We start from the raw sequence: 21,547 nt of genomic DNA on the forward strand, positions 1-21,547 counted from the left end.
TCCACCATGAGTCAGCCCAGCATCCTGCGTCGCCTGAAATGGTCCTTTGTCGGCATGGGCGTCGTCATGGGGGCGATCTTCCCGGTGTTCGCTTCATTCTTCGTTGAGTTTCGCGATGGCATGCTGGGCTGGTTCGTGGTCGGTTGCCTCGGCGCCGGGTTGACCGTGGGGTTCGTCAACTACGGGCTCGCGCACCTGATCCTGCTGCGGCGAATGGGGGCACTCGCGCGCCTGGCTGGTGCCGTCCGCGACGGCAATCTCACCGAGAAGTGCCAGATCGTCAGCCATGACTCGCTCGGTGAGATCGTGACCAGCGTCAACGGCATGATCGATCAGTTGCATGTGCAGATGGGGGATCTGAATCGCAGCAGTGATTCGCTGTCCTCGGCCGCCGGTAGTCTCGATGAAAGCGTGTCGAGCGTGATGTCGGCGCAGGGTCGGGTCCAGGCGCAGCGCGAGCGCACCCTGGGCGAGGCCCACGAGGTGGCCAACGGCGGCGCGCGGTTGGTCGAGGCGATTCATGAGGCCGGGCAGCAGGCCGGTGAGCTGCAGTCGCGCGCCGAGCAGACCCGTGGCCAGGTCGGCGAGAGCGTGGCCTCGATCAGCCGCTCGCAGGAGCGCGTCGAGGAAACCGCCGCGTTGATCACCTCGTTGGTGGCCGCCCGTGACCGGATCAGCGGGATGACCGCGACCATCAACGCGGTCGCCCAGCAGACCAACCTGCTCGCCCTGAATGCCGCGATCGAGTCGGCCCGTGCCGGCGAGCACGGGCGCGGGTTTGCCGTGGTCGCCGACGAGGTGCGCAAGCTCGCCGGTCGCAGTGGCGAGGCCGCCCAGGAGATCGGTCTGGTGATGGAAACACTGGGGCGCGACGTCACCGCCGCCGACGAGAAGATGCAGGAGGCCAGCCGCTACTCCTCGGATGCCGAGCGGTCGTTGCAGACCGCCTCGGGCGGGCTGTCCGAGATGCTCAAATCGGTGGCCGACACGGTCAATCTCACCGAGGAGGCGGCCAGCCACGGCCAACGCCACCAGACGGCGATCGAGCAACTCACCGCCGATCTCAACTCGCTGATTGAGGTGGTCGAACGCAATGGCGAAACCATGCAGTCGGCCAACGCGGCCGTCGAATCGGTCAATCGTGAGGCCGATCGCCTGGCGAGCCAGGTCGCGCGTTTTCGTCTTTGACCGCTGACTGCGGCGGGTTCAGCCGCGGCCGGTAAGCACTCGCCAAGCGACGCGCATCGCCGCCATCGCCTGAGCCACGGGCGTGCGGCTGGCCTTTGTCTCGAACCAGAGAGAGGGATCGACCTGCCGCTCGCGCAGGATCTGTTCGACCCGCACGATTGTCAGCCGGTAACGCCAGCCCTGCCGCCACGGGCGCCCCAGCGGGGCCGCGCCCTGCAGGACGCCGCGGATGCGTCCGGCGAAGCGTTCGTTGAAGCGCCGGAAGGCAAAGTCGACCCGCTGTTCATTCCAGTGGGCCTCGGTCACCCCCAGTTGTACCAGTTCGTCGGCGGGCAGCCGCATGGCGTGCCCGGCCTGGCGATCGGCCGGGGCGTCCAGCCAGCCGTCGACCAGCAGGACCGCCGTGATCAATCCGTCAATGCGCGCCTGGTCGGCCGAGGAAATGGACTCAAACCAGGGCGGGCGGAAAGCGGCAAGACGGTTGCGGTAGAACGCGATCAGGTCGCCCATGTCCTCGGGTGCCTTGACCGGCGCCAGCGGCGCATTGAGCTGGCGGGCGTCCACGGGCCAGGCGAGCAGTGAGGCGACACGCGGGATCATTTCGCGTCCACCGCATCTGGACTTGCTGCGGGCTGACCTGATCGAGTCAGCAGGTCGGCGATGTCTTCGGGCCGATCGATCACCACCGTGGCCCCCCACGACTCGATGGGGCGCTCGCCGTCGAGATAGCCCCAGCGTCCGGCGACGGTGGGCATGTGGGCGGCATTGCCGGCGATGATGTCGCGCTCGTGGTCACCGATGTACCAGATTGCGGCCGGCGGCAGGCGCAGCTTGCCGGCGGCGAACAACAATGGGTCCGGGTGGGGCTTGGCGCGCTTGAGGTCGTCGCCGCAAACCACCACCGCCGGGGTGATTTCCAGCGCCTCAAGCAGCCGTCGCGTCAGCTCGCCGGGCTTGTTGGTGACCACGCCCCAGGGCAGGGCGCGTTGCTCAAGCGAGTCGACCAGCGCCTCCAACCCCGGGAACAGGCAGGTGTGCACGGCCAGGTCCTCGGCGTAGAGCGCCAGGAAACGATCACGCAACTGGCCGTAGGTGTCGTGGTCCGGGGTGATGCCCAGCCCGACCGCCAGCAGCCCCCGCGCGCCGTTGGAGACATGCGGCCGGATCTCGTCGAATGCCATCGGCTCGAGTCCCTGTTCGGCACGCACGCGGTTGATCGCGGCGGCCATGTCGGGGGCGGTATCGAGCAGCGTGCCGTCGAGGTCGAACAGGATCGCTTGCGGGGCGGAGAGGGGCATCAAGATTCCTTAACTATCCTTCACAAAGGCCATTAGATAGTTCACATCCAGATCGCGATCATGGAGCGAGAACTCGCGGGTGATGGGGTTGTAGACGATACCGGTCGAGGCGATTGGTTTGAGGCCGGCCGCTCGAGCCATTCGTGCCAGTTCGCCCGGGCGGATGAAGTGGCGGTGATCGTGCGTGCCGCGCGGCACCATGTTGAGCAGGTATTCGGCCGCGACGATCCCCAGCAGCCAGGACTTGGCGTTGCGGTTGAGCGTCGAGAGGAACACGTGGCCACCGGGTCGCACGGCCTCGGCCAGCGCCTGGATGATGCGCGCGGGCTCTTCGACGTGTTCGAGCATTTCCATGCAGGTGACCACGTCGAATGCCCCGGCGTGCTCGGGGGCAAAGCGCGTGATGTCGGCGACCTGGTAGTCGATCTCGAGGTGATCCGGGGCATGGTCGCGGGCCACCGCGATGACGTCTTCGGCGAGATCCAGCGCGGTGACCGTCGCCCCGCTGCGGGCCAGCGCCTCGGCGAGAATGCCGCCGCCGCAGCCCACATCCAGCACGCGGCTGTCGCCGGCGTCGCTGTAGCGCTCGACAAAAGACATGCGCAACGGGTTGATCGCATGCAGCGAGGCGAACGGGCCGTCGCTGTCCCACCATTGCTGGGCGAGACGGTTGAAATGCGCCAACTCGTCGGGCGAGGCGCTGGATGAGCGGTCAACGGTGTCGGGGGTCGAAGTCATCGCGGTGTCCCGGCGATTGCAGGCGATTGAAGGGGTCGGCGGCGAGCGATCATCGTTGCGGCTTGGCCCGCAGGATCGGCTCGCGCCAGCGATTGGCCCGATCGATGATGGCCCGGCAGTCCAGCCCGCGCAACCGCCCGGCGCGCAGCAGGGGGCGGCCATCGACCCAGACGTCGCTCACCTGGCGGCGCGAGGCGCTATAGACCAGCGTGGAGACGGCATCGTAGACCGGCTGGGTTTCCGGGGCGTCCAAATCGACGGCCACCAGGTCGGCCTGCTTGCCCGGTTCGATCGAGCCGATGCGCTGCTCGAGACCGAAGGCGCGTGCGCCGCCCAGGGTGGCCATGTGCAGGGTCTGGTGGGCGCTGACCGCGGCGGCATCGCCCGCCACGGGCTTGGCGATCAGCGCGGCGGTGCGCATCTCGTCGAACATGTCGAGATCGTTGTTGCTCGCCGCGCCGTCGGTACCCAGCCCGACATTGACGCCAGCCTCGAGCAACTTGGCCACCGGGCAGAATCCCGAGGCGAGCTTGAGGTTCGATTGCGGCGAGTGCAGCACGTGAGTGCCGGTGACTGCGAGCCGGCCGATCTCCGCGTCGGTCAGCTGGGTCATGTGCACGGCGACCAGGCGCTCGTTCAACAGCCCCAGCCGATCGAGCCGCGCCAATGGTCGTTCGCCGTTGGCCTCCACGGCCGCCTCGACCTCGTGGGCGGTCTCATGGACATGCATGTGCACCGGCACATCCAGCTGGTCGCTCATGGTGCGCACCCGCTCGAGTGCGGCGTCGCCCACGGTGTAGGGCGCGTGCGGGGCGAGCGTGAACTCGATGCGCGGGTGGTGGCGCCAGTCGTTGACCAGGTCGACGCCCTTGGCCAGCGCCTCCTCGGCGTTGGCCGACCAGGGGTTGGCCCCGTCGATCACCACGATGCCGAATATGCCGCGCAGACCGGCGGCCTGCACGGCCTCGATCGCCGCCTCGGGGAAGAAGTACATGTCCGAGAGCGTGGTGGTGCCGCCGCGGATCATCTCGACGGCGGCCAGCATCGTGCCGTCGTGGACAAAATCATGGCCCAGCATCTGCCCCTCGACCGGCCAGATGTGCTCCTCGAGCCAGGTCATCAGCGGCAGGTCATCGGCCAGCCCGCGCATCAGGCTCATGGCCGCATGGGTGTGGCCGTTAACCAGCCCCGGGATCAGGGCGTGGGTGGGCAGGTTGACCCATTCGGTCGACTCATCGGTAGCCTGCTGGCGCTCTATGGCCTGCTTGCGGGTCAGGATGGCCTCGATGCGGCCATCGCGGACCCACACCGCGTGATCTTCGAGCACCTCGTCGCGCGGGGCGACGGGAATCAGCCAGCGGGGAGCGAGGATCTGGATGGGGTGGTCGGTTGCCATGACGGATGAGCGGTGCCGGTGTGGGTGGGTTGTGGGGAGGGTAAAGAGGCACAGAGCCTAGCATGTCGGGCCTTGGTCGCCTTTGTCGAAATCGATGCGATTCGTGATATGCTCAGCGACTTGCCCCTCCGATCCCTGACCGCCGCGTCGTGGTTCGTCGAGTGGGCACAAAACACAATGGATTCAATGCGCTCGTCGTCCCGGGGAGCGCTTTTTTGGTTTTGTATCGCCCGGAAATTCCGGGCGAAATTGGTTTCGAGGAACGCCGTGAGCGACTTTCTGCTGCCCACCTACAACCGTCAGCCCGTCCGCTTCGTTCGGGGCGAAGGCCCGTACCTGTGGGACGAGTCGGGTCGGCAATACCTCGACGCGGTCAGCGGTATTGCGGTGACCGGTCTGGGTCACGCCCACCCGGACATCGCCGAGGCCTTGTGCGACCAGGCCAAGACCCTGATCCACACCTCCAACCTCTACGGCATTCCGTGGCAGGAACGCTTGGGCGAGCGGCTCGCTGCCCTCTCGGGAATGGAAAAGGTGTTCTTCGGCAACTCCGGCTCGGAGGCCAACGAGGCGGCGATCAAGCTTGCACGGCTGCACGGCCGTCGGCGCGCGATCGACAACCCGAAGATCGCAGTCATGGAGCACAGCTTCCACGGCCGCACGCTGGCCGCGTTGGCTGCCACCGGCAACACAGCCATCCAGAAGGGCTTCGAGCCGCTGCTCGATGGTTTCGTGCGTGTGCCGTACGGCGATATCGACGCCCTCGAGCAGGTAGCGACCGATCCGCAAATCGTCGCCGTGCTGCTCGAGCCGGTCCAGGGCGAGGGCGGTGTCCGCCCGGCGCCGTCTGGCTATCTGGCCGGGGTGCGTGCCCTGTGCGACCAGCACGACTGGCTGATGATGGTTGACGAGGTGCAGACCGGGATCGCGCGCACCGGTCGCTGGTTCGGCTTTCAGCATGAGGCCGACGTGCTGCCCGACGTGATGAGCCTGGCCAAGGGGCTGGGCAACGGCGTGCCGATCGGTGCCTGCCTGACCGCCGGCCGGGCCACCGACCTGTTCGGACCGGGCAGCCACGGCTCGACTTTCGGCGGCAACCCGCTGGTTTGCCGCGCAGCGGCGACCGTGCTCGAGGTGATCGAGCGCGATGGGCTGGTCCCGCGGGCCGAGAAACTGGGCCAGGCCATCGCCGAGCGCCTCCGCGACGGCCTGGCTGATCTCGATGGCTTTCGCGAGGTGCGCGGACGCGGCCTGATGATCGGCATCGAGCTGGACCGTCCGGCGGGTGAACTGGTGGCGCTCGCATTGGAGCAGGGCCTGCTGATCAACGTCACCGCCGGTTCGGTAGTCCGCCTGCTGCCGCCGTTGATCTTGAGCGAATCGCAGGCCGACCTGATCGCCGATCGGGTGATCGGCGTCATCCGCGACTGGTACGCGGCCAACTGAGCATTCGGGGTTTGCCCTGGCCTTGTACTTGGGCCTTCTACCGTGGGCGCGCCCCTCAACCGACAGAATCGATACCGTTATGTCCACACGTCACTTCCTGAGCCTGTCCGACCTCAACGCGGACGAATACCGCGCCCTGTTCGAGCGCGCGGGGCAACTGCAAGCTGCCCGCGAGCGTGGCGAGCGCCCCGAGACCCTGGCGCGTCGCGTGCTGGGCATGATCTTCGAGAAGGCCTCCACCCGCACCCGGCTGTCATTCGAGTCGGGCATGGCGCAGTTGGGCGGCTCGGCGATCTTCCTCTCGCCGCGGGATACACAGCTCGGCCGCGGTGAGCCGGTGGAAGACTCCGCCCGCGTGATGTCGCGGATGGTCGACGCCATCATGATCCGCGCCAACGATCACGGCATGGTCGAGACCTTCGCCGCGAATAGCCGGGTGCCGGTGATCAACGCGCTCACCGACCGTAGCCACCCCTGCCAGTTGCTGGCCGACATCTACACCTACGAGCGTCACCGCGGTTCGATCGCCGGCAAGCGCGTCGCCTGGGTCGGCGATGGCTTCAATATGTGCCACTCATACATTAATGCCGCGCGCACCTTCGACTTCGAGCTGGTGATCGCCGCCCCACGTGGCTACGAGCCGGACCCGGACGTGGTCGCCGCGGCCAAGGATCGCGTTGAGCTGGTTGGCACGGCCGCCGAGGCAGTCGAGAACGCCGATCTGGTGGTGACCGACGTCTGGGCCTCGATGGGCCAGGAAGAAGAGCGTCTGCGTCGCCTGCGCGACTTTCATGACTACCAGATCAACGGCGAGCTGATGGCCCGGGCCCAGAGCGATGCGCTGTTCATGCACTGCCTGCCGGCCCATCGCGGCGAGGAAGTCACCGCGGGGGTCATCGACGGCCCGCAGAGCGTCGTCTGGGACGAGGCCGAGGCGCGCATGTTCACCCAGCAGGCGCTGGTCGAGTTCCTGATCCTGGGCGAGTTTCCGGGCGTTTCCTGATTCACGCCGGTCGTCACCGACCCGAAACAGAGGCCCGGTCCCGGCACGAGCGGGGTCGGGCCTCGTTGCATCGAGGCCCAGGGATTTCTCCTGACTCGTTGCGACGGTTATCCTCACGTCAGATAAACCCCAGCCATCGCCCCAAGCCATCGCCCCAGGGAGGTCACGCGTTGACCGACAGCAAGGATCAAGCTTCGAACGTCACCTGCCAGCCCACCGGGGAGGCGCGGGTGCTGGTGCAAGGGCTGCGCGATGCCGTCCCGTATATCCGTGAGCACGAGGATCATGTCTTCGTGGTTGCCTTCGGTGGCGAGGCGCTTGACGAGCCGGCCAGTTTCGAGCGGTTGATCCGCGACCTGGTGCTGATCGCCGATCTCGGCGTGCGCCTGGTGCTGGTGCCCGGGGCGCGCCCGCAGATCAACCGCCGCTTTCAGGAGGCGGGGTTCGAGGAGCGATTTCACCAGGGGTTGCGCGTCACCGCGCCGGCGATGATCGACCCGCTCACCGAGGCGGTCGGCGCGGTGCAGTTCGACGTGATTTCCTGGCTGTCGGCGCGCTTGAGCCTGGCCTCGGGGTCGGGGCTGGCCCAGCGGGTGCTGACCGGCAACTTCGTTACCGCGCGCCCGATGGGTGTGATCGATGGCGTGGATCTGGGGCATACCGGCGCGGTCCGCCGGGTCGACGTCGACGGTGTGCGTGATGCACTCGGCGACGGCTCGATCGTGGTCCAGTCGAACATCGGCTATTCGCCCACCGGCGAGCTGTTCAACCTGCGTGCCGAGGACGTCGCCGAAAGCATGGCGGTGGCCCTGGGCGCGGACAAGCTGATCTTTCTCACCGATCCGCTCGACGACCTGCCCACCGCCATGAGCCTATCCGAGGTCGAGGGGCTTCTGGATCGTCAGGGCGACAACCTGTCGACCGAGTTCCAGTTGCACCTGCACAGCGCCGTGCGAGCGTGCTCGAAGGGCGTGGATCGCATCCACCTGGTCGATCGCGAGGTCGATGGGGCGCTGCTGGTCGAGCTATACACCCGTGACGGCTGCGGCACGCTGATCACCAGTGAACCCTACGAGCGCATTCGCCCGGCGACCCTCGACGATATCGGCGGCATCCTTGCCCTGATTGAGCCGATGGAGCAGGCCGGCGTGCTGGTGCGCCGCTCGCGCGAGCAACTGGAACTGGAGACCGATCGCTTCGTCGTGATCGACCGCGACGGCGACATCATCGCCTGCGCGGCGTTGTACCCCTTCCCCGAAGAGGGCACCGCCGAACTCGCCGCCCTGGTCGTGCATCCCGCCTACCAGGGCGGTGGCCGGGCGGCGCGCCTACTCGGCTTCATGGAAAGCCGGGCTCGCTCGCTGGGCCTGAAATCGCTTTTCCTGCTCTCGACCCAGACCATGGCCTTCTTCCGTGAGAAGGGCTTTGCCGACGAGAGCCTGGAGCGGCTGCCCGCCGAGCGGCGCGCGTTCTACAATCTCAAGCGCAATTCGCGGATATTCCGCAAGTGGCTTTAGCCCGAACATTCCATGAATTGCCCACGCCCTCGCTGGTCTCTTGTCCGCACAAGGAATTTTCTTCAGTCGGCCGTAATCACCGATACGCCGCTCCTTCAAAAAATCCCTTGTGCGGCCAACATCCTGCGCGATCATCGAGTGGATTCATGAAATGTTCGGGCTAGCCCCGTTACCGGTCGTCGTCTGTCGGCCCGAGCCTGGCGCAACGGGTGGCGAACGCCTGCCGGCGTTTGCCGAGGAGTGGGGCCTGAACTGGGTCGACGCACCCGGTGACGATCCGGCCTGCTTCACCCTGGCGCTCGAGGACGGGTGCATCGGCTTGATTCCTCCCCTCGACCGACCGGATCTGGGGTCATACCCGCTGGTGATCGACTTCGCCGCCGATCCACGTTTCGCCCGGCCACTGGCGCGCAAGGATGCCCTGGCGCGGGCGACCGGCTGGAAGGCGGGGTATCGTCCGTGGGTGGTCGATCTCACCACCGGGCTGGGGCGTGACGCCTGGGCGCTGGCCAGTGGTGGTTGCGAAGTGACGGCGGTCGAACGCCATCCGGTGGTCTGGCTGCTGCTGACCGACGCCGTCGAGCGGGCGATGGCCCAACCGGCATTGGCGGCGATCGCCGCGCGGATTCATCCGGTCTTCGGCGACGTGTTAGGGGAGCATCCCCCGGCGCTCGCCGGTGACAGGGACACGGTCTGGTACCTCGACCCGATGTTCCCCGAACGCAAGAAATCCGCGCTGGTGAAAAAGCCCATGCGCATCTTCCATCAACTGGTCGGTGAGGACGCGGATAGCGATGCCCTGTTTGCCTGGGCCCGCCGGCAGGTAGGTGCACGCTGGGTGGTCAAGCGCCCGCCGGGCGCCCCGACCATCGATGCGACCACCCCGGCGATCGACTACCGCTCCGGGCGACTGCGTTTCGACGTCTATCTCGCCCGCCCGGCCGGCTGAGCGCGGGGCTCAGGCCTCGCTGCCGATGGCCGGGTCGTCGAGGTTGAGCGTCAGATGCTCTTCGGGGATGCGATCCGCGCCCCAGGTGCGGTGCACCATGGCAATCACTCGATCGAGTGAGTCCTGTGGCACGGAGGCGAGTTCGCCGTGTTCCAGGGGGTCGTAGTGGAAGATGTACAGGCGCGAGGCGAACTCCTCGAAGGGCAGGGAGGATTCGCCGAAGCGTTCGCCATTGCCGGCAGTGCTCACCTGAACACCGTCACCCCAGTTCTGGCCGCTGTCGTTGTTGGGGTTGTAGAAGTACACCCGCATCTCATCCTTGGGATCGAGCGTCACCCGCAGCAGGGTGATCGCGTGCCAGCCGATGAAGCGCGCCGCGCTGTCGGTCGCGGCGACGCCGATCGGCTGCGGGTGGATCAGCGGCTGGTTGCCGTTGTAGTACGGGTGATAGCTCGCGTAGAAGTGCCGCAGGAAGTCCTCCAGCGCCTCGAGCTTGCCGGTGGCGACGTCCACGTTGATCCGGAAGCCCCGCCCGGACCACCAGCCGTGGAATTCGGGATTGATCCAGCGGTGCGGGTCGCCCTCGCGGCCGATGCAACGGCGGCCCATCTCGGCGTAGATGCGGTCGAGGTGCGGCACCACCAGCAATGACACGGGGTCGAGATCGATCGGCAGCGTCGTCGCGACACCGCTGAGCGAGGCCATCGAGGAGATCGGCTGGCCCTCGAAGTGGATGATGATCTCGTCGTCGCGCGCGGCCCAGGCCACCATCTGCAGCATGTAGTCGGGGTCGTTGTACGCCCACATCGACAGGGCGCGGGCCGACTGGCAGGTGGGGTTGTTGCCCTGGCCCACGCCCAGCGGTTGACCCAGCATGCAGAGCACGCCCTCCAGCAGGCGGGTGCGCGGCGGGACGGCCTCGCCGAAGGCGATCGCGAGGCGTTCGCGTGACCAGGCCGACAGTGGCAGGCTCAGCTGTCGCCAAATGGCCGGAGCCACCGGCGGCTGGTAGAGGATGCCGCGTTCGAGCATCAGGGCCAGCCCGTAGATGGCCTGGGGCGTCTCGGGAAACACCGACTGGTCGATCAGCGCATGCACCAGACCGCTGTAACAGAGCAGGCAATCCCGCCCGGTCGAGGACAGGCCCATGGCCTCTGAAAGCAGGTGATCGCCTTGGCTGGTCAGGTGACGAAGCAGGGTCGCGTGGTAGGGCGATACCAGCCCGGTGTCATGCATGGCCCGCGCGAAGCCGGTCGCTTCGTTCTGCAACGCCACGTTATCCATGCTCTCCAGGCGTTCCTGGTATACCTGCACGCCGGGATCTTCCCGACAGGCCTGGGTTGGCCCGAACAGGCTACTGACCAGGCGGTCAGCACCCTGACCGCTATGGCCGAGATCGATTTCCGGGCTGCTCTGGCAGATCGCGATCTGGGTGATCATCTGCTTGACCGGGTCGGTCTGGATCGGCCGCTGCTGCAGGATCCGCCAGATCTCGTCGATCAACTGGTCGATGATGTATTCGTAGCCGACCCGGTCGGCCAGGTGACCGAGCAGGGCGCGTGACAGCAGGGCAATACGCCCCTGCGTCTCGCGCTCGGCCTCGGTTGGCGGCATGAACAGCCGCTGCAGGTTGATCGCCAGTACCTGGGTCAGGTGATGGTGGGCATTCTCGGCCGACAGCCGCGAGTGCAGGTAGGCCCCCCGGGCCACCGCGAGCATGCGCAGGTCGCTGAGCGCCTCGATCACGACGGTATCCGCGTCCGCGCTACCCAGCGCGTGAGCCGACAACGATGGGATCAGGGTCTCGGGAGCACCCCAGTCCGAGCCGTTGAAGGTCCCGGCGGACTCGATGGCCTGAGCCCGGGCCTCGATGGCGGCCGGGCCTCCCTCCTGGAGCAGGACGCGTCTGGCCCCGTCCAGCACCTGCGGCAGGTGCGCGGGCTTGGAGAATTCCGGTGCCGAATCGAGGGCCTCCACCGCTTCGTCGAGGCGTTGCAGGAGTCCGGGCAGAAGGGCCCCGGCCGCTTGTTCGTCGGCTTCACTGATCACGTAGGCTCCTCGTGCCCGGGATATGCCGCGGGATTATACATAGAAGTCGAGATCCTCTTGGTGCTTGAGTTGATCACGCATCTTGTGCGGATCGTCGCTGAAGAAGTCGATCGAGCCCCAGTGCGTGCCAATCGCCCGTTTGTGCTGGACGAAATCGGGAAAGTGGTGATTCGATCCTAGACGAAGTCAGGCGGATATGTGGCTAATCGCCGCGCCGCATTGCGTGCCACGCCTGGCTAGTGGTTTGTGTGTCTGGGTTGGCAAGCAGTACACCTTTACGGTGAAGGCTGCCGGCGAGCCGTTGAGAGAGTGGTGTTCGCTCGCCGTGGTCTCGTTCTGAGATGAGGGGGGACGGTCGTGTGCGAGATGGCTTGCCGTGGGCTCGCTTTCTGTGGATCGGAGGCGATCGATCGTCGAGCGCCGCGGGTGGCGGGTTTTAGGCGTTGCGGGCCTGCGCCTGCATTTCGCGTCGGTAGGTCTTGGCGAGTTCGACCTTTTGTTTCTCGCTGAGCACCTTGCCGCTTTGCTGGAAGCACCTTGTGCTCCTCCTCGTCCAGATGGTGGAGCACTGTTTCCCGCAACTTCTTTGCATGGGTGAGCCAGGCTGGTGAACTCGGTTCCGTGGTTTCCAGCGTTTTCATGACCTCGTCGATTTCGTGATGTTCGGACATGCTGTGCCGGACCAGTTCCTGGGTCAGGTCGTTTTCCATCAACGGGATCTAGAAGTGGCGCTCCTCCGCGACTTCGTGGTCATGCAGGGTATTGCGCGTCTTCTGCAAGAGTTCGCGTCGAGTTTCGCTGTCGCCGTGGGTTTCAATCAACCGGTCAAGCATTTCTCGCATTTTGTCATGGTCTTCGCGTAAGGCTTCGAATATGTTCACGGATTTTCTCCCAAATGAAATGCGAGTTGCGGACAGGCTCCTCCATACACCGGATGATTGGCCGCCTTTCCGCTTGATGCCTGGCAATGGACTCATGGTGCCCAGTTTCAACAAGTTAGACCCCACTCACTGAGAGTGTAATGTCAATCTTGCCCTTTACGCGCACCGCCTATCCCCGGAGCAGGCGTTGTCACGATGGTCTAGCGTTGGGTCTTGAAATGCGAACGAGGACGCCTGTCATGATCGTTATATGAGAGTTACCTGTCATGACAGTTAGAGGTGCCCCGAAACGAGGATGTTTCAGAGAGAGGCCCGGCCGATCCACACGCTGGATCATCACGGCTTTGTTTGCTTGCCTGACGGCCCTAACGCTGGCTGGCTGCGATTTTCCGCGAGACATGGAGGGGACCGAAGACCGGGTTCGAGATGGTTCTCTGCGGGTGGGTGTGATCGATGGCGTCGCTCCATGGGTGACGTGGAATGCAGGCGACCCGCGGGGTGTCGAATCGCAGCTGGTGCGTGAGCTTGCCGAACGCCTGGGTGCCGATGTCCAGTGGGTGAAGGGGTCAGATACCGAACTGTTTGGCGCGCTCGCGGCATTTGAGCTGGACCTGGTCATCGGGGGTATCGAACGCTCGTCGCCGTGGGGAAAGGAAGTCGCATTAACCCGCCCCTATCACGAGACTCGGATGATGCTGGGGTGGCCTGATGGACAGCGAGCAACCCAGGAGCTCTCCGGTCAGCGGGTCGAAGTCGAGCCAAATACGGCCTTGGCTCGCAAGCTCAAGAAGCGAGGTGCTGTGCCGGTCGCCCTTGTTGAGCAGCGGGGGGAGCGTCTGCCGATCGCCGCGGCCGAATGGCAGATCGAGGCGTGGGGAATGCAAGCGAGCCCCCCTGTGCTCGACACCCAAAAGCGGGTGTTCGCCCTCCCGCCGGGAGAGAATCGCTGGCTGCAGACGGTGCAACGGTTCTTGTTTGGAAAACGAGAAGGCGTGCCGGCGATGCTTCGTGCTGAATTGTCGGCGGCCGTTTCGACGCTACCCGCCGACCTAGCGCTGCCGGGCGTGGAGAGGCGATGAACATATTCACTGCCCGTATCGATCTTCCCAGCCGACTCGAAAAGAGCCTTCGTCGAGCCTACTGCCTTGGGGCATCACGGTGGCCTATGGCCTGACCGTGGTGGTCGTGATGTATCTGGCGATGGGGTCCAGTCAGGCAATGAAGGCCGCCTGGCTAGAGGACGCGATAAGCCTCGTGCCACCCATTGTGGTTCTCATCGGGCTGTCCCTGCGCAATCGCCCCGCCAACAAGATGCATCCGTACGGCTATCACCGTGCCTTGAGTATTTCGTTTCTTATAGCGGCGATTGCCTTGTGCGTGGTGGGGCTGTACGTCCTTTACGATTCCGGCATGAGCCTGATCCGCCAGGTGCACCCGACGATCGGCACGGTCGAGATCTTCGGCCACCCGGTTTGGCTCGGCTGGTTGATGCTGCCGGCCCTGCTCTACAGCGCATTGCCTGCCAGCGTGCTTGGTCGATTGAAGCTGGCGCCCGCCCGTGCCTTGCACGACAAGGCCATGATTGCCGATGCCGCGATGAACAAGGCGGACTGGATGACGTCGTCCGCCGCGGGTGTCGGGGTTCTCGGCATCGCGGCCGGGTTCTGGTGGGCGGACAGTCTGGCCGCGTTGGTCATCGGTCTGGATGTGGTGAAAGATGGCATCAGCCACCTGAGAACGAGCGTATACGACCTCATGGATCGTCGGCCCAAGGCGGTGGACGGCGAGTGGGATGAGCTGCCACAGCAGGTTCAGGATCGTATCGCGCAGCTGCCATGGGTGCGTCGAGTCGATGTGCGCATGCGTGAGTCGGGACAGATCTTCTTCGGCGAGGCCTATATCGAGCCTATTGATGATGATTCGCCGATCGAGCGGTCGGCCGAAGCGGTCGAGTGCGCCAAATCCGTCGACTGGCGGATGCACGACCTCACGGTCCAACTGGTCCGTCCCTAAGCACTCCGGCGTGCGTGTCAACGCGATGTCCGCTTGTCGGTCGTCTCTAGCGTTCACTCGGGCTACGGAGTGAATCAAGTTGCTAAAGCAATGACTGAAGGTATGGAGTGATGACCAAGAACCACGGCAACAGCATCAAAGACGACGAACAGTACGAAGCGTTGCGCGATGAGGGCATGAGCAAGGAAAAGGCGGCGCGGATCGCGAACAGCGACCGCACCCAGGCCGCTCGTCGCGGTGGCGAGAGCGACCGCTACGAGGACTGGACCAAGGACGAGTTATACGACAAGGCCCAGGAAGTGGGTATCGAGGGGCGTTCCGAAATGAACAAGGACGAACTGATTCGCGCCTTGAGGGGGTAGTCGAGCGGATTGCTGGCACCCCAGAACGCGCCCTACACGGGCGGCCGACGTCGACAACGCCCCCCTGCTGCGGGGCATCGAGCCGGTGCGCTCGGGCGTCATCTCGCCGATGGGCTACCAGAACAACGGCCACGCCCTGATCCCGGTGTACGATTAACCATGCACGGGAGCCGCCGCACAGGCGGTTTTTCTATGGACTCAAGCGGAAGGAAACGATGACCGACGGCAAACCCACGATCGGCCTGGCACTGGGCAGCGGGGCGGCCCGCGGCTGGGCGCACATCGGCGTGATCCACGCCCTGGAAGAGGCCGGCATCCGCCCAGAAATGGTGGCCGGCTGCTCCTTCGGTGCGTTGATCGGGGCCGGTTACGCCGGGGAGTCCCTGGACAAGCTTGAGGCCTGGGCGCGCGGCATACGCTCCCTGGACGTGATGCGCCTGCTGGATGTCCGGCTGGGCGGCGGCCTGATCGAGGGTGACGACCTGATGCGCTCGCTGGCCAAACAAGTCGAGCCGGTGGATATCGAGAACCTGCGGATACCGTTCGCGGCGGTGGCGACCGATCTTGAGGCCGGCCGCGAGGTGTGGCTGCGCGAGGGCAGCCTCATCGAGGCCGTGCACGCCTCGATTGCGGTGCCGGGGCTGATGTCGCCGGTGCGCAATCAGGGGCGCTGGCTGGTCGATGGCGGGCTGACCGACCCGGTGCCGGTCTCGTTGTGTCGGGCGCTGGGCGCGGACGTGGTGATCGCCGTGAATCTCAACAGCGATCTGGTCAGTCGGCACATACGCGACATCAGCGGCGCGGCGCGGCACGATACCGACAACGAGAGCGGCCTGCGCAAGTGGGTCGACGGCCTGGACGAGCGCTTTCTCGATGGTCGGATCGGCCAGTGGCTGGAGGAGCACGACAAGGACGAGCCCACGCCCGGCATGCTTGACGTGATGGCCGGCGCGATCAACATCATGCAGGACCGCATCACCCGCAGCCGCATGGCCGGCGACCCGCCCGAACTGATGATTTCGCCGAGGCTATCGCACATCGGCCTGCTCGAATTCGAGCGTGCCGACGAGGCAATCGAGAAAGGCTATGAGGCGGCGCGTCGGGCGCTTGAGGATTCGAAATTGGTCGATGAGGTCGGCGAGAAGAACCGCTCGTGATCACCTTTTCCTAGGGGCGTCAGTCTTCCAACAATTCCTCGAAGCGGATCCTGCCCTCCGTGTCTCGCGTGAAGGCCTGACCAAAGGCATTGTCGAAGATGCTCAGGAAGGCGGCCCAGGTGCCTCGATCCGGGTCGTCCAGATTCCCCTCGATCGGGATGCTGAAGGCGAACTGGTCCTCCGGCTGGTTTTCGAAGACCTCCATGAACACGGAGACGGCCGATTCCCACAAGGCATTGATCGGGTTCTGGTCGCCTTTGCGCAGGTTGGCCAGTGAAACGTCGGTGGCCACCACCTTTACATAACCGGTCAGTCTCCCGTCTGCTGCCGCCAGCTCCGAAAACAGGCCGACGGTGCCGCTTTCGAAGTCGACCGCGGCCGCGGCCCTGGTGTAGTCATTGAAGGCGGGTAGCGAGGCGTTCTGCAGTTCAAGGTTAATGTCGAAATCGGGTATCGACTTGATTACGTTCAGACGGCCGTCGACCGTCAACTCGCCGCCACCAATCGACTGGCCCGTGATGCTCAGGTCGGAAGGCAGGGCGGGACCACCTTTCTCGACGTTGCGGAGATTCGTCACCTGGGCGTCGATGCCATCGATATACAGGTGAATATTTGGCTCGGCGCTGTAATCGATGTACTCCACCCGGCCGCCATGCAGTGCGAGCCGGTTGATGTCGAACGGCGTCCAAGCGTTCACCACCTGTTCCCAGTTTTCGCCTTGGCCGTGCTGGCGTTTGGAGAAGTTGAGGTCCGCGCCGTGGATGTCGATTTCGGTGACCACCGCACCATTGAGCAGGGCGCTCCATTCCACCGACAGATCGATGGTTTTGGCGGCGACGAAGGGCTCGTTGCGTTCGCCCTGGTGCTTGTGGATCTCGAGGCCGTGAATGACATAGGCGCCGCGCCACAGATGGATGTCCACGTCCTGTACCGATCCGCCGTATCCATCCAGGGCGGCAATTTCCGTGTTGAGGTAGTCCGTGACCCAGTGGGGCAGATACACGCGCCCGGCGATCAGCAGGACCACGATCACCGCGATCAGGCCCAAGGCCATGCTTCTCTTCTTGATGCCCTTCATGGCTGTTCCCCCGGGGTGCGGGGCGGGGTGCACTTCACCGGATCGTTCACCGCCCTCGCCCGCCTGATTGGACAGGCCGACAGAGGGTGCGGTTCGTTACCGCGGGAGATTAGCTTCCAGCAAGAGCCGACAGCACGGCCTGAACCAAGCGAGGGGAGGGTTACCAGATCAGGTCGTCGGGCACGCTGAACTCGGCGTAGGCCGGATCGCGGATCTCGCCGCCGCTGGGCAGGGCGATCAGGAAAGCCGGGTCGCGCTGTGCGATCTTCTCGGCGGTGGTTGCCGAGACGATGTAGTAGCGTTTTTCCCAGGTCGCCAGGCGCAGCTTGCGCGCTGCCAGGCCGCGTCGCAGGCGGGCGTCGACCGGCAGGCTCGATATCCGTCCCTGATCGATGAAGTAGAACGGCTCGCCGTGGCTGGCGAGTTTTTCGGCGTGGTCGAGAATCAGCTGGCGGACCTCCGCGCGCTGGGCGCGGCGCTGCTCCGCCTCGCGCTGGCGGGCGCTGGTTTCGCGTGCCTGCTGACGCTCGCGCTCACGCTTCTCGGCGGCCGCCTTCTTGGCCGCCTCGATCTCCGCGGGTGGCCTGGTGTTGGCGTCCTTGTCATGGCGATTGACGCGCCCCCAGGCAGATTTCTTCTGCTTGGGCTGCTTGCCGCTTTTCTTGGCCAGGCCGGCCTTGAGTAACTGATCCTGAAGCGATGCCTTGCTCATGAACCTGCCGTCTGTCGTGGTTTAGGTCCTGGAGTTTATCAGTTCGACCCGTCGGCCGACTTGGCGACCGATTCTAACGCCGCGATGGATGCGTGATCGACCATGCCCGACGATCGCCCTGCCAACGCTGCTGACGCGATGTTTCCCCACGTTATGCGGGAAAGGTGCTATGCTCCGCCGCCTCGGTCTGACCAGTCCTGCCGATTTCATTACTGCTGGTGTGTCCACGACATGCCATCAACCCCGCGTTTTCCTTGCCGACTGGCGTGCGTCCCCTCCCGGGGCCGTGTGACGGGAAACGCCACGCCATTCGAGACGCCATTGTTTGTCATGGCCTCCATGCGCTAAGCGTTCTCGTCCCCCAAGGAAAATCATTTCTATGTTGTTTTCAGAACTGGGCCTTCGCCCGGAACTCCAGCGCGCCATCGAAGAACGCGGCTACACCGAACCGACCCCCATCCAGGCCCAGGCCATCCCCGCCGTACTTTCCGGCAAGGATCTGCTCGCCGCGGCCCAGACCGGTACCGGCAAGACCGCCGGCTTTACCCTGCCGATGCTCGAGCGCCTGATGGAGACGCATCCGGAAGGTGGCCACAAGGGCGGCAAGCGTCCGATCCGTGCGCTGATCCTCACTCCGACACGTGAACTGGCCGCCCAGGTCGAGCAGAGTGTGCTCGACTATGGTCACCATCTGCCGCTCAAATCGATGGTCATGTTCGGTGGCGTGGGCATCAACCCGCAGATCGACAAGCTCAAGAAGGGCGTCGACATCCTCGTCGCCACGCCGGGTCGCCTGCTGGATCACCAGAACCAGCGCACCGTCGATCTCTCCCAGGTCGAAATCCTGGTGCTGGACGAAGCCGACCGCATGCTCGACATGGGCTTCATCCACGACATCAAGAAGATCCTCAAGATCGTGCCGGACAAACGCCAGAACCTGCTGTTCTCGGCCACCTTCTCCGACGAGATCCGCACCCTGGCCGGCAAGCTGCTCGACAGCCCGGCCGAGATCTCCGTCACGCCACGCAACACCACGGTCGAGGCGGTGAGCCAGTCGGTCTACCAGGTCGACCGCGACAAGAAGCGTGAACTGCTGGCCGAATTGCTGATCGACCAGGACTGGCAACAGGTGCTGGTGTTCACCCGCACCAAGCACGGCGCCAACCGCCTGGCCGAGTACCTGTCCAAGCGCGACATCCCGGCGATGGCCATCCACGGCAACAAGAGCCAGACGGCCCGCACCAAGGCGCTGGAGTCGTTCAAGAGCGGCACCATCCGCGTGTTGGCAGCCACCGATATCGCCGCCCGCGGCATCGACATCGCTCACTTGCCGTACGTGGTCAACTTCGAATTGCCCAATGTCGCCGAGGACTATGTCCACCGCATCGGCCGGACCGGCCGGGCGGGCGAGTCCGGCGAGGCGATCTCGCTGGTCTGTGTCGATGAGCACAAGCTGTTAGCCGACATCGAGCGCCTGACCAAGCAGAAGCTCACGCGCCACGTCGTGCCCGGCTTCGAGCCAGACCCGAACGCCAAGCCCGAGCCGATCCCGAACGGTCGCAACAACGCCGGCGGTGGTAATCGCCGCGGTGGTGGCGGTGGCCGTCCCGGCGGCTCGCGCGGCGGGCCCGGCGGTGGTCAGGGACGCGGCCCCGGTGGCGGCGGTCGTGGTGGCCCAGGCGGCCCGGGTGGCCCGGGCGGTCGTCCCGGTGGCCGTGGCGCACGCGGCGGCGGTGGCGGTGGTCGCAGCGGTAACCGCTAAGCCTCCCCGCTAGCTGTCGGCCTCGGCCGACGTCACAACACTAAAAGCAACGCCCGGCTAATCAGCCGGGCGTTTTTCGTTTGGTGGCCCGGTCACCACGCCAACCCCGGTGCTAGATAACGTCTGAAAAATGGGTTGGCAGCAACCGATTCCGAACCGTCGGTTCTCACTTGGGCTTCATGGAGGTAGTCGAGACATGGAAGGAATCTCCGTGTTTGTTCCCTTCCTGACAGGGTGTGCTCGGAACGTCACTGAGCCGGATTGCGCCCCGAGCCGAAGTGGGTGTCGTGGTGAATCGGTTCAGAGAAAGGGCCAGGAAGCGCAACGCCGCACTGGCAACTCTTGCTCGGCTAGAGCATGAAGGATTGAATCCAGTGAACGCAGCCCTGCTCGGTCCGATTGCCTGTATGCAGTCAGTGGATGTCGCCGCGGAGACCATCCAGAAGCCGCGGCGAGCCTTGTCGAGACGACGAGTCCCGTTCCACGGTGCGTTCCGTCGCGCGAAGACTATGCTGTATATCACTCACCGTTAGGCGCCTCCGGTACCAGCGGCTCACGGTGACCTGGGATCTCATGGTCGGCAGTCGCACGGCGTTGTGCTGCAAAAAGCGGGCGATAAAGCGTTACTCGGCGGATGAGCCGCATGACGCCCAGAGGCAACGCCCCGGCATCAAGGCCAAGTCCGTGTTCTGGAGCCGACCCCGTTGCTCAGTCCGGCGCCGCTGCGGGGTGTTACGCGATGGTTAGGGCGTTTATTTTTAGTTTCGGCGCCAATGATGCACGTCAAGTGGTCCGCGACTGCGGTCGTTCAACTCGAAGGGGTTACATCATGAAAGGTTTTATAAAAGACATCGAGAGCATTGCCGTTAAAAATGACGATTTCCGTCGGGTGCTGTACACGGCAAAAAACTGCCAACTGGTTGTCATGTCGTTAAAGTCGGAGGAAGAGATCGGGGCGGAAGTTCACAAACTCGATCAGTTCTTTCGTGTAGAGGAAGGAACGGGGGACGCGATTATTGACGGTGCGCGGACCGCCATCAAAGCCGGTTCTGCGGTCATCGTCCCGGCTGGAGCGAAACACAACATCATCAACACGGGAAGCGTTCCACTCAAGCTCTACACAATCTACGCACCGCCCGAGCACCGAGATGGCGTTGTCCACCACACCCCCGAGGAGGCGGAGGCTGACGACGAACATTTTGACGGCAAGACGACCGAATGACTTTCCGGCCTTCGGCGCGTTTCCGTCCGAGCTTCGTGTGATGGGGCCGGATCTAGATTAAGTCACAGCCTCGTCCCCACGCCGGGGCGCCTGGCTGGATCCCCTCAAGGTCGCGCCGGAAGAGCGCCAGAAACTACTGTTTTCGGCCACTTTCTCCGACGAGATCCGCACTCTGGCGGGTAAACTTTTCGCCGGCATCAAGCGCCTGCCTAAGCAGAAGCCTAACCACCGGGTCGTGCGCGGCCTCGAGCCGGACCCGAACGCCAAGCCCGAGCTGATCCCCAACGGTCGTAACAACGCCGGTGGTGGTCGCCGCGGAGGCGGTGGTCACAGCACGGCAACCGCTAACCAGAACGCATTGGTCGTCGGCTTCGGCCGATGATCGACAATCGAAACGCGCGGCTACTCAGCCGGGCGTTCTTCGTTTGCGGCGCTCATTCTGCCGTCACTGCTGTGTGGTCCGTATCGAATAACAGGCAAAGTAATTGGTGCTGCCCCTCGGGTCGGCTACCGTCGGAAGGGAGAACACAACCAAATCACTCAGGGATTCACGGAGGAACCGATGTTCAAGCGTGCCTTGCTGTTTGCCTGCCTGTTGCCGGCCATGACCATTGCTATCGCCATGGCCAGTGACAACCGCCCCTGGGGTACGGCCGAGCTGATCGAGAAGAGCTACCAGCCCGAAAAAGTCGTCTACAACGGGGCGGCGAGGGATGCCGAGGCGTTCGACCGCATCCTCGATCGGGTCAGTTACCTCAACAACGAATACGCCGGTG

The 21,547-nt window shown here is 64.7% G+C and carries 20 protein-coding genes and 1 pseudogene; 12 read left to right on the forward strand and 9 right to left on the reverse strand.

Annotation, left to right across the window (positions count from 1 at the left end; translation table 11 throughout):
* Positions 1-6: 6 nt before the first annotated feature.
* Complete coding sequence (locus ABGV18_RS06890; RefSeq protein WP_396585394.1) at positions 7-1,188, forward strand: methyl-accepting chemotaxis protein; 1,182 nt, start codon at positions 7-9, stop codon at positions 1,186-1,188.
* A gap of 18 nt (positions 1,189-1,206) precedes the next feature.
* Here the strand turns inward: ABGV18_RS06890 and ABGV18_RS06895 are convergent, their stop codons facing one another.
* Genes ABGV18_RS06895 through ABGV18_RS06910 form a run of 4 tightly spaced genes read right to left on the reverse strand, consistent with a single transcriptional unit; the run spans position 1,207 to position 4,620 of the window.
* Positions 1,207-1,788 (reverse strand): hypothetical protein, encoded by a 582-nt coding sequence (locus tag ABGV18_RS06895; RefSeq protein WP_396585395.1) that lies wholly within the window; start codon positions 1,786-1,788, stop codon positions 1,207-1,209.
* Positions 1,785-2,486, reverse strand: a complete 702-nt coding sequence (locus ABGV18_RS06900) for an HAD-IA family hydrolase (RefSeq protein ID WP_396585396.1) — start codon at positions 2,484-2,486, stop codon at positions 1,785-1,787. Before ABGV18_RS06900 ends, ABGV18_RS06895 begins: the two co-directional genes overlap by 4 nt.
* Before the next feature lie 9 nt (positions 2,487-2,495).
* Complete coding sequence (ubiG, locus tag ABGV18_RS06905; RefSeq protein ID WP_396585397.1) at positions 2,496-3,224, reverse strand: bifunctional 2-polyprenyl-6-hydroxyphenol methylase/3-demethylubiquinol 3-O-methyltransferase UbiG; 729 nt, start codon at positions 3,222-3,224, stop codon at positions 2,496-2,498.
* A gap of 49 nt (positions 3,225-3,273) precedes the next feature.
* A complete protein-coding gene (locus ABGV18_RS06910) occupies positions 3,274-4,620 on the reverse strand; it encodes a TRZ/ATZ family hydrolase (protein WP_396585398.1) in 1,347 nt (448 codons plus the stop codon).
* 267 nt (positions 4,621-4,887) lie between these two features.
* On the opposite strand from ABGV18_RS06910, the gene ABGV18_RS06915 reads away from it, so the two are divergent.
* The 4 genes from ABGV18_RS06915 (at position 4,888) to ABGV18_RS06930 (ending at position 9,535) form a co-directional block, all read left to right on the forward strand.
* A complete protein-coding gene (locus ABGV18_RS06915; protein ID WP_396585399.1) occupies positions 4,888-6,066 on the forward strand; it encodes an aspartate aminotransferase family protein in 1,179 nt (392 codons plus the stop codon).
* 79 nt (positions 6,067-6,145) lie between these two features.
* Positions 6,146-7,069, forward strand: coding sequence for an ornithine carbamoyltransferase (gene argF, locus ABGV18_RS06920; protein WP_396585400.1), 924 nt, complete (start codon positions 6,146-6,148; stop codon positions 7,067-7,069).
* Positions 7,070-7,239: 170 nt separating this feature from the next.
* Complete coding sequence (gene argA, locus ABGV18_RS06925) at positions 7,240-8,586, forward strand: amino-acid N-acetyltransferase (protein WP_396585401.1); 1,347 nt, start codon at positions 7,240-7,242, stop codon at positions 8,584-8,586.
* 151 nt (positions 8,587-8,737) lie between these two features.
* Entirely contained in the window at positions 8,738-9,535 is a 798-nt protein-coding gene (locus ABGV18_RS06930) for a class I SAM-dependent methyltransferase (protein ID WP_396585402.1), read from the forward strand.
* Between the two features lie 9 nt (positions 9,536-9,544).
* On the opposite strand, the gene ABGV18_RS06935 is transcribed toward ABGV18_RS06930, so the two are convergent.
* The 3 genes from ABGV18_RS06935 to ABGV18_RS06945 all read right to left on the reverse strand — a co-directional run bounded on the left by ABGV18_RS06935 (position 9,545) and on the right by ABGV18_RS06945 (position 12,465).
* Entirely contained in the window at positions 9,545-11,584 is a 2,040-nt protein-coding gene (locus ABGV18_RS06935; RefSeq protein WP_396585403.1) for a hypothetical protein, read from the reverse strand.
* Positions 11,585-11,859: 275 nt separating this feature from the next.
* Positions 11,860-12,294, reverse strand: a complete 435-nt coding sequence (locus ABGV18_RS06940; RefSeq protein ID WP_396585404.1) for a hypothetical protein — start codon at positions 12,292-12,294, stop codon at positions 11,860-11,862.
* A 9-nt stretch (positions 12,295-12,303) separates the two neighbouring features.
* Complete coding sequence (locus tag ABGV18_RS06945) at positions 12,304-12,465, reverse strand: hypothetical protein (protein ID WP_396585405.1); 162 nt, start codon at positions 12,463-12,465, stop codon at positions 12,304-12,306.
* A gap of 398 nt (positions 12,466-12,863) precedes the next feature.
* Here ABGV18_RS06945 and ABGV18_RS06950 point away from each other — a divergent pair, with 398 nt between their 5' ends.
* From ABGV18_RS06950 to rssA, 4 genes are all read left to right on the forward strand, one after another.
* Positions 12,864-13,544: a transporter substrate-binding domain-containing protein gene (locus tag ABGV18_RS06950; protein ID WP_396585406.1), complete on the forward strand. Its 681-nt coding sequence runs from the start codon at positions 12,864-12,866 to the stop codon at positions 13,542-13,544.
* Positions 13,545-13,623: 79 nt separating this feature from the next.
* Entirely contained in the window at positions 13,624-14,478 is an 855-nt protein-coding gene (locus ABGV18_RS06955; protein WP_396585407.1) for a cation diffusion facilitator family transporter, read from the forward strand.
* A gap of 110 nt (positions 14,479-14,588) precedes the next feature.
* Positions 14,589-14,840 carry a Rho termination factor N-terminal domain-containing protein gene (locus ABGV18_RS06960; RefSeq protein ID WP_396585408.1) on the forward strand — a complete coding sequence of 84 codons (252 nt, stop codon included), beginning with the start codon at positions 14,589-14,591 and terminating at the stop codon, positions 14,838-14,840.
* A 215-nt stretch (positions 14,841-15,055) separates the two neighbouring features.
* A complete protein-coding gene (rssA, locus tag ABGV18_RS06965; protein WP_396585409.1) occupies positions 15,056-15,997 on the forward strand; it encodes a patatin-like phospholipase RssA in 942 nt (313 codons plus the stop codon).
* Positions 15,998-16,016: 19 nt separating this feature from the next.
* On the opposite strand, the gene ABGV18_RS06970 is transcribed toward rssA, so the two are convergent.
* Positions 16,017-17,075, reverse strand: a complete 1,059-nt coding sequence (locus tag ABGV18_RS06970; protein ID WP_396585410.1) for a DUF748 domain-containing protein — start codon at positions 17,073-17,075, stop codon at positions 16,017-16,019.
* 160 nt (positions 17,076-17,235) lie between these two features.
* On the reverse strand, positions 17,236-17,787 hold the full coding sequence (locus ABGV18_RS06975) for a DUF2058 family protein (RefSeq protein WP_396585411.1): 552 nt from the start codon (positions 17,785-17,787) through the stop codon (positions 17,236-17,238).
* Between the two features lie 379 nt (positions 17,788-18,166).
* On the opposite strand from ABGV18_RS06975, the gene ABGV18_RS06980 reads away from it, so the two are divergent.
* The 3 genes and pseudogenes from ABGV18_RS06980 to ABGV18_RS06990 form a co-directional block, all read left to right on the forward strand.
* Complete coding sequence (locus ABGV18_RS06980) at positions 18,167-19,549, forward strand: DEAD/DEAH box helicase (RefSeq protein ID WP_396585412.1); 1,383 nt, start codon at positions 18,167-18,169, stop codon at positions 19,547-19,549.
* Between the two features lie 829 nt (positions 19,550-20,378).
* On the forward strand, positions 20,379-20,771 hold the full coding sequence (locus tag ABGV18_RS06985) for a cupin domain-containing protein (RefSeq protein WP_396585413.1): 393 nt from the start codon (positions 20,379-20,381) through the stop codon (positions 20,769-20,771).
* Positions 20,772-21,333: 562 nt separating this feature from the next.
* Positions 21,334-21,547, forward strand: a pseudogene (locus ABGV18_RS06990) (DsrE family protein); the annotation flags it as partial.

The sequence above is a fragment of the Guyparkeria halopsychrophila genome (genome assembly GCF_044582135.1).
Taxonomy (GTDB): Bacteria; Pseudomonadota; Gammaproteobacteria; order Halothiobacillales; family Halothiobacillaceae; genus Guyparkeria.

What these genes read in the sequence shown, in the direction of transcription:
- ABGV18_RS06890 (WP_396585394.1), top strand. Translation starts at nt 7, where the DNA reads ATGAGTCAGCCCAGCATCCTGCGTCGCCTGAAATGGTCCTTTGTCGGC.
- ABGV18_RS06895 (WP_396585395.1), bottom strand. Translation starts at nt 1,788, where the DNA reads ATGATCCCGCGTGTCGCCTCACTGCTCGCCTGGCCCGTGGACGCCCGC.
- ABGV18_RS06900 (WP_396585396.1), bottom strand. Translation starts at nt 2,486, where the DNA reads ATGCCCCTCTCCGCCCCGCAAGCGATCCTGTTCGACCTCGACGGCACG.
- ubiG (WP_396585397.1), bottom strand. Translation starts at nt 3,224, where the DNA reads ATGACTTCGACCCCCGACACCGTTGACCGCTCATCCAGCGCCTCGCCC.
- ABGV18_RS06910 (WP_396585398.1), bottom strand. Translation starts at nt 4,620, where the DNA reads ATGGCAACCGACCACCCCATCCAGATCCTCGCTCCCCGCTGGCTGATT.
- argF (WP_396585400.1), top strand. Translation starts at nt 6,146, where the DNA reads ATGTCCACACGTCACTTCCTGAGCCTGTCCGACCTCAACGCGGACGAA.
- ABGV18_RS06930 (WP_396585402.1), top strand. Translation starts at nt 8,738, where the DNA reads ATGTTCGGGCTAGCCCCGTTACCGGTCGTCGTCTGTCGGCCCGAGCCT.
- ABGV18_RS06940 (WP_396585404.1), bottom strand. Translation starts at nt 12,294, where the DNA reads ATGGAAAACGACCTGACCCAGGAACTGGTCCGGCACAGCATGTCCGAA.
- ABGV18_RS06950 (WP_396585406.1), top strand. Translation starts at nt 12,864, where the DNA reads ATGGAGGGGACCGAAGACCGGGTTCGAGATGGTTCTCTGCGGGTGGGT.
- ABGV18_RS06960 (WP_396585408.1), top strand. Translation starts at nt 14,589, where the DNA reads ATGACCAAGAACCACGGCAACAGCATCAAAGACGACGAACAGTACGAA.
- rssA (WP_396585409.1), top strand. Translation starts at nt 15,056, where the DNA reads ATGACCGACGGCAAACCCACGATCGGCCTGGCACTGGGCAGCGGGGCG.
- ABGV18_RS06970 (WP_396585410.1), bottom strand. Translation starts at nt 17,075, where the DNA reads ATGAAGGGCATCAAGAAGAGAAGCATGGCCTTGGGCCTGATCGCGGTG.
- ABGV18_RS06975 (WP_396585411.1), bottom strand. Translation starts at nt 17,787, where the DNA reads ATGAGCAAGGCATCGCTTCAGGATCAGTTACTCAAGGCCGGCCTGGCC.
- ABGV18_RS06980 (WP_396585412.1), top strand. Translation starts at nt 18,167, where the DNA reads ATGTTGTTTTCAGAACTGGGCCTTCGCCCGGAACTCCAGCGCGCCATC.
- ABGV18_RS06985 (WP_396585413.1), top strand. Translation starts at nt 20,379, where the DNA reads ATGAAAGGTTTTATAAAAGACATCGAGAGCATTGCCGTTAAAAATGAC.